This is a genomic window from Paenibacillus phytohabitans (assembly GCF_013141775.1).
GTDB classification, from domain to species: domain Bacteria; phylum Bacillota; class Bacilli; order Paenibacillales; family Paenibacillaceae; genus Paenibacillus_AQ; species Paenibacillus_AQ phytohabitans.
The window spans coordinates 123581-134632 of record NZ_WHOB01000098.1 but is presented as its reverse complement, the minus strand read 5'-3'; the positions used below and the strand labels follow the sequence as shown (position 1 = coordinate 134632).

Here is an 11052-nt window from a genome sequence, read left to right as displayed (position 1 = left end):
TTTTGGAAGTCACTTTCATGATTTCCGTTACTCACTCGTTGTTCAGTTTTCAAAGATCAAGCTCGTTGTCAGCGCCGCTTACCGCGTCACCAGCAACTCTTATAATATATCACATCCAACCGATCAATGCAAGCTCTTTTTTCAACTTCTTTTCGAGCTCGGCGTTGATGTTTCGCGGCCAGAAATAGAATATATCATGTATGGATATTCAATGCAAGCATTATTTTAAAACTAGCATATCAGGTTTATTCTTACGACTTCTTCTTTACCTCAATATATTCTCTGTACATATCAGGTAGCTGAGAATTCTGCATGATCGATTCTCCAGTGTGCTTGTCTATTATACCGGCTTCAAACTTTAAACCTTTGTAACGGGGTTCTTCTATAAACTCAACTTCTGCTGGAGTAGTATCCCTAGATCTTCAGCTGTATCCCAGACGAGGGGGCGGATTTCTTGCAGGTGTACCCAAAGTTTATCAGCATCCTCACTCTTAACAGTCCAAACCACCGGGATGTTCAAACCAAGCGCATATCCTGCTGCAAAATACACCTCAGGGGACTGACCGGTTACATCGGCGATAATCAGCTTGCTATCCGCTATAGGCTTCAAAGAATCTTCTTCGCCTGCCTGCACAAGCACGCGGGGCAGATAACCATACTGCTCGATCTTAGGCAGCAGCTTCTCCAGCCACTCCGTGCGTAATTCCTCCTCATTCGGCAGAAGAACGACGCAGTGCTTTATGTTCTTACCTCCGGTTATTGCAGCGGCTTCGCCCCAACCCTGCGCGGTAAGCTTAAAGGTCATACCTTCCCTTATCAGCAACTCCTCACTTCTCAGCTTTTCGATGATATAGACCAGTTCTTGCAGATTGGGAGAATAGGTCAGGTTATAGCTGCTGGAAAGGGGTTGAATGACAACCGGCTGCCCCGGACCCTCGGAATGTCTATACAGATATTGCAGCAGCCGGTTTCCTTTATCTTCAAGGGTCACAGGAATGGCCGGAGAATTCACAATAGAATCCAAATCGCCGGCACTTAGAATGACCCTCTCACCACAATCGGTCTTCTCCCGGATATACGCCGATACCAAATGGAGCATTTCACGTTTCTGTTGCTGAGAGAACGAAAGTATGGACTGATAGCTGTCTCTCAGGAGGTTATAGAACCCGCCGGGTGAACAGGAGCAGTCAGCATACCGGTCGTAATCGCCTTCAGCTGTAATCGGAACAATCTGATCGCAGAACAAGCAGTGTTTTTTAAGCATGATAATTTACCACCTCTTATGAATAGCTATCACCCTACCTTACCAAGATTGTTATGAAAAGTAGACAAGCAGATCTTTCCTTAAATGGGAGAGTCCCTTCCGCCCAGCTGAACCACTGTAGCTCAAGGTGGTATCTTTTTGCTGTTATCGCTATGCTATATGTTATTTATTAAGGAAACCCGCTTAATTAAACTGCCAGCAGCTGAGGCTGAGGTTGCCATATTGATAGCTCCGGTGAAGCAGTTTAGCCTTCCGGTTCACATCCCCCGCCCCCATGGCAAGCAAGAGCGGAATGAAGTGTTCGTTCGTAGGCACGGCCTCCCCCGCATAGGGAGCAAGCCCGCGGTATTGAAACAGGGCTTCCGTATCCCATGCCTCCACTTTGCTCTCAATCCAGTTGTCGAATTGTTCTGCCCACCCGTCAATATCCTCAGAACGCCAGTTTAATTTCCGCAAATTATGAACGGTCCCTCCGCTCCCGATAATCAGCACATCCTGCTCGCGAAGCTCTGCCAGAGCCTTGCCGATCTCATACTGCTGTTCATTAGGCAGATCACGATTTACAGATAGCGCTACTACCGGGATATCTGCATCCGGATACAGCAGCTTCAGCACAGCCCACGCCCCGTGATCCAGCCCTCTTTGTTCGTCCCTGACGCTCTTCACACCATGCTGGGTGAATAAGTTCTGAATCTGTTCCACTACCACCCGGTCACTATGCGCCGGATACATCATCTGGTACAGCTCATCCTGAAATCCGCCGAAATCATAAATGGTGTCATACGTGGCAGCGGCGCCAACCGTCTGTACCGTTTCCTCCCAATGAGCGGAGAAGAGGATTATCGCCTTCGGTCTTGGGGTGCGGTCTTTGAACTCTTTTAACAGCTTAGTGTATTCGTTATCCTCAAGAACAATGGATGGTGCCCCGTGCGCGAAGAAATAGGAAGGTATCATATGTTCTCACTCCTTATTTAGTATTTAATTCCGCATCCTGCTTGAACCAATTCAAGAAATCGAGCTGATTCTGTTCAGAGACACCGTGATCGGTCGGGTACAGTTTGAAAGTTAAGCGCTCCGTTTGTTCTTGTAGATAGGCAGCTGTCTCGTGTCCTATTCGTACCGGAAATACAGAGTCGTACTCTCCATGTGAGCCAAATACAGAGACTTCCTTAATACTCCGGAGCCTGTACTCCGCTTTTACAAACTCAGGAATATATCCGTTCAGCGCTACAATCCCTTTCAACTGATCCCCCATCGTAAGCGCCAGTGTCATGGACAGAATGGCCCCCTGGCTGAAGCCGAGCAAATAACGTTTGCCAGGATCAACCGGATACTCCTCCGTCGCATATTGAATGAAGTCTTCGAGATCCGCAACCGCCTGGTCGAACATCTCCCGGATGGGATTACCCAGGCTTTTCAAATCGTAATACTGATATCCTGTACCCAGCGGCAGATTTCCGCGCACCCCGATGATGATGAAATCTTCAGCCAGAGGAGCAACCAGTCCGAGCATATTGCGTTCATTCGATCCTTTGCCGTGGAAGGTGAAAATAACAGGATATCTCTTTCCCTGCTCCAGATTAACCGGTAAGTGAACGTCATATTGATACTTCGGATTCATCTTAGTCACCTCATTGAATATTAGTCATAAGAATATAATTTCTTTATGAGTAATTTAACGCGTATCACATTGACTTGTCAATCACTAAATTGTTAATATGAATTTAAGTTTTGTATTACAAATATTATTAAGGTGTGATCCCATGGATATCGGTTCTACGATACGGGCAATCCGGAAACGAAAAAATATCACCATCGCTCAAATATGCGATACCACCGGCCTGTCCCAGGGCTTCATGAGCCAGGTCGAAACGAATAAGACTTCCCCCTCCATCTCCACACTGGAGAATATCGCCCAGGCCCTGAAAGTGCCGCTGGCTTATCTTTTATTAAAGAAGGAAGAACGCATGCAGATCGTCCGCAAGGATGAACGGAGGATTACAACCAGCGGGGCAGCCCAATTAAAAGTAGAACATCTCAGTTCCACCAAAAACGTACGGATGTCGATTGTAGAGTTTCCTCCCGGTGCCATGATCGGGGATGCCCCTCATGCGCATGAAGGACAGGAAGTACATGTGGTCATTAGAGGAAGAATATACGCCGAACAAGGGGAGGACGGAGCTGAGTTTGCTGAGGGTGATTCCTTTAGCTGGAACGCCTGTACACCTCACTTAGTCAAAAATATTGGCGAGGATACAGCAATCGTGCTGATCTCCATCTACACGGAGAATGAGAACGGGCAGGAGCTTATATGAGTAAAAGCCCGCACCCAAGCCAGTTAGGCCACGGGTGCGGGCTTTTGCCAATCAACAAGATGTAAATCAAGGCCGCTTACTTAACTATATTACTGCTGTAAGAAAATCTTATACAGAACCTGAGCAGCTTCTGCTCTGGTTGTCGTCCCGCCAGGACTCAGGCTTTCATTCCCCCGCCCGTTGACGAAGCCCCTCTTAACCATTGCAGCCATATCGCCCGCTGCGTACTTTGCTACATTAGAGCCATCTGTAAATTTCTTGAGATCCTCAGCTGTACCGGCCTGCAGGGTTCTGCCTGTTGCCCGCAAGGCCCGCATGGTCAGCACAGCCATATCCTGTCTTGTAATTTCCGTGTCCGGCTGAAAGCTGCCGTTCGAGCCCAGGGCAATTCCAAGCGCTTTGGCGATTCCAATTTCATCATAATACGGGTTGGTATTCTGAATATCACTGAAGCTGGTGTTGAATTCCGCAGTAAGCTCCAGTGTCCTTACCAGCCAGGCCAGATACTCACTTCTTGTAATCTTGTTGCCGGGATTGAAGGTTGCCTCAGATGTTCCTTCAATGAAGCCTTTGGACGCCATCGTTTCAACCGCTGCCGCATACCACGAATCCTTGATTACATCATTGAAGCTCTTCCTGGTATACACAATTGCATATTCACCGGCATTTGCCGCTGTAAATACCATGACCTGCCCGGCAGCATCGTATTCAGCATTGTCGATCTGAAGAAGCTTTCCGTTTGCATCAATATACGATACAGCTAAATATTTGGCGTTTGCCAATTCTTCAGCACCAGAAGCATATGGCAGTCTGATCTCTGCCGGTGCATTCAGGTTATTGGCTGCTACTGCCACCCCATCCACTTGGACAGTCCATTCAATAACAGGCCTGCTGCCGATCATGACTTTTGCCGCTGGATCAAGCTTGGAAGTATCTGCCCGGCTAAGTGTCAGTTCCACACCCTTGGCGCCCGCTCCTATACTCTTCAGCATATTGGAAGGCACTATAATTGTGCCGATTTCCGTAGCAACTTCTATCTTGATATTGCCTATAACAGAGGCTAGTGCAGCTGCGGGAAGCTCAACCACATAGGCACTTGCTCCCTCTGCTTCCGGTATTACCACTCTAACCGTCTTAACATTCCTGCTGTCTGCTTGCGCATGCTCCAGCGCCTTATTAATATCAGCCTGCCGGATTGTGGCCGCTTTGGCTATACCGGATGCCGGATCCGCCTTCGGTGCCTCAACCTTAATCAAATGTCCTTCGACTTTGATGGTTACAGGAGTGGGCGATGGTGTCTTGACCGGTGCTGCTGCATCCGCTGGTGCAGATGTAGGCGCCGGTGTTGGTGTTGGCATTGGGGTTGGATCCGGCGTTGCAGCCGGTCCAGGGTCTACAGCAGGATTGCTGATGACGACTGTAAGGGACGGACTCGCATAATGAGTTGCCGTTTCCTTCATTCTCACTTCGTAGGTTCCGCTGCCAAGACCTGTAATCTCCACACCTGTGATGGCCGTCCAGCTGCCAGCGTCTCCTCCCTCTTGCCGGTATTCCATCGCCGGATTCACACCGGTGATCTTGCCGTCCTTAGCGCCGCTTGCACTGACATCCACACCTTTGACCTCTGTATCGGCCGGCGGACTCTGTTCCTGCTTGGTGCCGTCAGGAATTACGATCAGGATCGCAGAGCTTGGATTGCTGGTATCGGTCCCGGCGTACCGGAGCTCATAACTCCCGGCTTCCAGACCTTCAATGCTGGTACCGCTGACCGGAATGAATAGTCCGCCATCCACCCTGCGGTATTCCATATCGGCAGTCACATGGTCAATCTTCCCGTCATTTCCGCCTGCCGCTGCAGGCGGCGTAATCACCAGGCCATCTGCTGATGGCGCATCTCTGTCTTCCTTGGCCTCATTGCGGATGTCCACAGTTACCGGCGGGCTTGCTTGCAGCCTTTCTCCCGCTGCGTACCGGATCTGATAGCTGCCCGGCTCCAGATCACCGATACTTGTACCGGTAACAGGCACATAATTCTCATCGCCAAGCTTCCGGTATTCCATAGTGTCATTTACACCCTCGATTATACCTTTTATCCCGGTATCCGAATTGGCGTGCGTGATCACCCACCCGCTTGAATCCGGTGCGTCCTGTTCCTGTATCTGCCCTTCCGGAATGATAACTTCCTTATCCAGGCTGGCACTCAGCGAACCAGTACCCATATACCGGACATAATACCTGCCGGCGGTGAGGCCAGTAACCTCGGTTCCTGTGATTGCAGTATATTCTCCTGCACCATCCTTCTTATATTCCATTTCCGTGGTCACTCCGGTCAGCTTGCCGTCATCTCCATGGAGAACAGAAGGTGCAACCCCTGCGGGAGTTACTGGTGCCGGACGATCCGGATTGGATGCGGCCTGGATAACTTCCCATTCCCACAGGCCAACACCGTTATCGCCTGCCGCTGATTGCTTGGTCAGGGTAACCCGCAGTGCCTTAACTTCCAGTACGGAATCAAATGTATACGGGTTCGAGGATCCCCCCGGAGTATGGTCAACCACCTTGATGCCACCGGTTACCGTACCAGCTGTCACCCATTCATTGGTGACACTATCAAGCGGGATGTAGGAGTACACATATTTAGTAGGCGGCGCGATCCCGCCGGCATCAGACCACAGCACCAGATTCGAGCTTTGGATGGCGGCACCCTGGGGCCATTCATATTGCACCCATTCCTCTGCACCTTCATGGCCCCATGTTCCCCAATGCGGGATGCTGCCGCTATCCTTCTTCCCGTCATTCACTGCAGCCAGACTCTCCCAAGGGGAGGTGTAGCTGGAAGAGCTATTCGCCAAGAACGCCATATTACCGTCACGCGGACTGAGCAGACGCAAATCTGTCAGCAGCTTCTCAAGCGCCCGGGCAATTTCCCCGTCTGTGGCATTCATATTCTTGATCACAGCGGAAGCTTCCGCCTTCGCCGCATCAACCGGCGCAAGACCCGGATCTATAAAGTTTGCAGCATTTAATGTATTCACATAGTTATATACCTTAACCAGCTCTGACTTATCTACCGCCCCTGTGTATCCGTATACCTTCCATTCCAGAATACCGGAGCCATTGACAGAAGGCTTCATGTCGATGCGGACCCCTGTAATAAAACCAGGCTCAAAGGTCGTTGTATTGTATTTATTAAGCTCATTGCCAAGTCCCTTCAAGGCCCTTGGGGTATACCATTTCCCGTCCTCCCCGCGAAGCATTAACTGCATATCCTTCGGACGGAAGTTTCCGCCGCTGTCCTGGAACACATAGACATCCATGGAAGAGGCCAGGAATGGCTGATCCCATTCATACGTCACCCATGCCGGATCTCCTTCTCTTCCCCAGTTATGCCATGCACTGTTCGCGGCACCGCGGTTCGGTGAGAAATCTGCCGAGCTCTTAGGATCAATTCCGTTATTCATCGCTTCCGGATACCCGTCGCCGCCCGAGAAGCTGGCAGAGGCTTTGGCTGTCGGTGCCGCATTCTGCAGCCCTGTATTCACGACATATACGGTGGCCCGTACCTCCAGCTCACTGCCCTGGACTGTACCCTTGGCTTCGAACTGCCCTGTACCCGCATAGCTGCCCGGATCAATTGCCTCCCAGGCAATTTCCCTCTCACTATATCCGTCGCCGGTTAGAATATTCACCTGTCCGGGAAGTACCGGGACGCTATCCTTTCTGGTCACTACACTAAGTGCCCGGTAGGCATCAACGGTATCTTCCTTAAGCTCAAGCGTTACATCCTTGCTGGCTGTCTTGTCTCCGTCTGCCGCGGTGAAGGTAAACACATACGTGCCTGCCTTGCTTACACGGGCATAAGCCACTGCTTTGTCGCCGCTTACGAAGGAAATGTCCGCTGCGCCATCCGGCTGTTGCTTAACAGCCCATGTATACGTCAGCTGGGACTCAGCTTCCGCACTGTGTACCGGATCTGGAGTTGCCGCGCCGGACAACACCACAATACTGTTATTGGCAACATCCTGGGCTGCAGTCACCTGGCCAATAGCCGGAGGCTGTTTCTCCGGCGGTGCAGCCAGCTCGAAGGTCACTTGGCCGGAACCGCTCTTCTGTCCGTCACTCGCACTAAGCTTAACCGTATACGAGCCTTCCTTGGTGCCGGTAGCCTGTGTAATGCTTGCATTCGGATGATTGAAGCTCAGCTTGCCGCCTTCGGGCGTGCTGACGGCTTCCCATGTGTAGGTCAGTGTTCCTTCCGGCGCGCCGTCATCGGTCACAAGCCCGTTCAGCATAAATGGAATCAGTGCCTGCGGAGTTTGCGTCGCCAGCTCTGCAGTCATCTGCGGAGCTGCATTCTCGCCGCTGGCTGACTTTTCAATGGTCAATTCAGCACTCGCCGCACTGTCCATCTGGAACATCGCCACGCCTTTATTGCTCTTCACATAGAACTGCCCGGCAGCTGCGCCATTCAGCTTGAGGTTATAATAGCCATTTTCCATTCCTGATCCGTCGAACGTAATCCGCGAAGCATGCTCCTTTTCAGTAGGATTCAGGAGCTGCAGCGTAAATCCCTTGCCGTCTTTTTGAATTTGTGCACTTTCAATTTTATCGCTTTCCAGAGCCAGATAGATGTTCTCGTCAATCAGATTGATCCGCTTACCGAAACCGTCCTCAGGCGTAATGCGGTAGCTGCCGCCTTCGTCAGTAACCAGCGCGCCATATCCGAACAGCCCGAATACCGGATCAGTCACAATATCGGAGCTGATGCTTAGCAAAGAGCCATAGAGGCCTTCCTCTGATTCACCGGAAAAATCATTCCAGCCGTTATGCATGACGCGCGAGCCGCCATCGTATACGTCCTTGGTGCCGGTGCCTCCTTTATACATCGAATATCTCCAGGAGGTGCTGCCTACAGAATCTGCCGTAATCTGCCCCATGTTGACGGCATTGAAGTTCGAAAGCTTCGCCGCATAGTTGCGCTGCTGCGCAATCGCGGTCTGCTCCACGGACCTGCCGTCATCCTCATAGCGGAGCCAGTCATCCATAATGTATCCGGCTAATGACGCGGTATATTGGAAATTCCACCAGCCTTCGCCGCCGCGGAAGACCGGCACGGAGTAATGGAACCAGGTAGGCTGAATACCGCGCATGGCACGGGTTTTCCAGTCGGCCATTTCCATACTTGCCTCAGCTGCTTCTGCACGCCCGTCCGCAGGGTAGTAGGTGCGCAGCGACTTGGCTGCAGCATAGGCCCCTTCCTCGCCGGTATTATCATATTCAAATTCCGACCCGTAAGGATAATTGGCGTAAGTCATGTTCCGTCCTTTATCGAGGGCGAACTTCTTCTGCAGATTGGCCGACTCGGCCCCCATTCCCTCTTCCTTCAGGGCTTCAATCATATCCGGAATCTGCTGCTCGCCATAGAATCCGATGGCTCCGGTGGATACACGGTTATAATAGATGTTATAGGCCTTCTCCAAATAGAACTGCGGCGATTCCCGGTACTCGATCAGATTAGGATACGCCTTCTGAATCCGGTACATATTGAAGAATCCGGTCGCTTCCATGATCTCGGAGAACGTTCGTGTATAAGGCTTGTCTTTATCGGTGTACGCACCGGAATCCTTCAGCCAGTTCGCAACGATATAACTGTCCTGCGTATTCTTCATGAACCGTTCCCACATGAAGTCGATCAGGTACGTCTCAATGGAGCGGATTTCACCGGGATCGGGAGCAAGGTAGTTCTTCATGGTCATGAAGTTGATGTTATCATGGCTCCAGTCATCTCCCCAGTGGCTTGTACTCAGGTCAATACCGCTTGTAAGATACCAGTCGAAGTAGTTGCCGTAAGTCGCACTTTCCGGGTCCTTGTCCTGTGTTTGCCCGGCCATAAACCCGGAATGGGCTTCCGAAGTGGCATCCAGCTCGGCCAGAACATTGAATTCATACTGGGTGAATTTATCCACCCATTCATTACCGGCCTTCACCTTATACTCCACACGCACGCTGTTATTGCCGATGGAGCCAAACTGAAGGGAATAGATATGATGCTGTTCGCCATTCACAATCTTGGTCTCCACAAATTGGGACGATTCTGCGTAGCCCGCATTCCCGTCTGGAAGCCCGCGGCCGGTCCGGGAATTATCGACCATATCCTCCCTGCTCTTGCCGGGCTTGATATCCGGGATATGCGCTTCGTCAAACGGGTCATTCTCGTCCACATTCTGAATATCGATCGACTGTACATCAACGATGCTGTCATCATAGTGCAGGTCCAGCTTCACAGGCATATTGATCGCTGTCTGGAAGCCCGGCACCGCTACGGCATCAATGATGCCTGACTTGTACAGGATGGACCGGAGGTTAGTCTCGCGGTCTTCCATCGAAGTTGAACGGTTATTCGGACTTTGGGCACTTTCCTGAGGCGTGTTGTCGCCGGCCCGTACCGCTGAGAATTTGAACTTATACGTCTTCTCCTGATCAGGTGCCAGCACAAGGCTGGAAGCATCGGTGAAGTATCCGCGGCCGGTTTTCTGGATGTCCTTGGAGTGGATATACAGAACATTCAGCCCCGGATACCAGCCGCCGCTGTCGCCTGTCCAGTTCGCGAATGTATCCGCAGCACGCTGTTCTCCTGCTTCATGCATCCAATAATCCACATACTCGATGCGCGCGCCGCTATCCGGCACCGGGGTGAACAGCATGAAATTCCCTTCCCCGCTGGTGCGGATAGCATAGGAATACCCGCTGTCGGCGCCAGCGAAATTATGCACAGTCACGCGGTCATCATAGGTATCAGATAAGGTCTGGTATTTATTATTCCAAGGCATAGGCAAGCCGATATCCCCGAATTCGATATACTGGCTGCTCTTGTTCTTCACGGTAATTTCCCATAGCAAGGAACCGTCATCCGTTTCCATATCGAAGACAGACTTCACATCGAAGCCTTTCATCACCCGCTGGGCAGTAGAGTCCAGGTTCTGTCCGATATAATTGACTTCGACCTTTTTCCCGTCTGCTGAAGCCGATTTGTCTATATAGGGGTTATCCGGATTGATCGCCGAATATTGCGTAGATCCCCCGGCGGCCAGTGTTTTATTGGTGTCAACTTCTACGAAGCCGTCCCTGTTATCAGGAAACACTTCGCTGGCACCGGTACGGTATGAAAAGAGCATTTCACCCATCCACTGGTGCTGGATCCCATTTTGCGGCGATGTAGTGTTAGGCAGCACGAAGTTGATTGGTTCCCCCTGTTTATTGGCAGGGTTATTGTTAATATACAGCTCCTCAATTTGTCCCAGATCTCCGACTTTGGCAGACAGGCTGGCATTGGAGATTTCATCCTTTACTGCGGTCACCGAAGCCGAAGGCGAAGCACTAACCTCCAGAGGCAGCGTTTGAAAGACCAGCAGCAGCGCGATCGCCAGCGGCCTCATTTTCTTAGAAATGATGGTCATCATAACCTCCTGTATA

Annotated in this window: 6 protein-coding genes; 2 read left to right on the top strand and 4 right to left on the bottom strand. The window is 51.1% G+C overall.

Translation table 11 applies throughout. The features are described from left to right. Positions 1–229 (top strand): hypothetical protein (locus GC101_RS35910; protein WP_216626878.1); only part of this gene is annotated, 229 nt, incomplete at its 5' end. Positions 230–382: 153 nt separating this feature from the next. On the opposite strand, the gene GC101_RS35595 is transcribed toward GC101_RS35910, so the two are convergent. The 3 genes from GC101_RS35595 to GC101_RS35585 all read right to left on the bottom strand — a co-directional run bounded on the left by GC101_RS35595 (position 383) and on the right by GC101_RS35585 (position 2885). Beyond that, positions 383–1264 (bottom strand): hypothetical protein, encoded by an 882-nt coding sequence (locus GC101_RS35595; RefSeq protein ID WP_171721127.1) that lies wholly within the window; start codon positions 1262–1264, stop codon positions 383–385. 183 nt (positions 1265–1447) lie between these two features. Then, entirely contained in the window at positions 1448–2218 is a 771-nt protein-coding gene (locus GC101_RS35590) for a DODA-type extradiol aromatic ring-opening family dioxygenase (protein ID WP_171721126.1), read from the bottom strand. Positions 2219–2231: 13 nt separating this feature from the next. Continuing rightward, entirely contained in the window at positions 2232–2885 is a 654-nt protein-coding gene (locus GC101_RS35585) for an alpha/beta hydrolase (RefSeq protein ID WP_171721125.1), read from the bottom strand. A gap of 142 nt (positions 2886–3027) precedes the next feature. Here GC101_RS35585 and GC101_RS35580 point away from each other — a divergent pair, with 142 nt between their 5' ends. Then, positions 3028–3579, top strand: coding sequence for a helix-turn-helix domain-containing protein (locus tag GC101_RS35580; RefSeq protein WP_171721124.1), 552 nt, complete (start codon positions 3028–3030; stop codon positions 3577–3579). Positions 3580–3668: 89 nt separating this feature from the next. On the opposite strand, the gene GC101_RS35575 is transcribed toward GC101_RS35580, so the two are convergent. Further along, positions 3669–11039, bottom strand: a complete 7371-nt coding sequence (locus GC101_RS35575; protein ID WP_171721123.1) for a DUF5695 domain-containing protein — start codon at positions 11037–11039, stop codon at positions 3669–3671. Positions 11040–11052 lie beyond the last annotated feature (13 nt).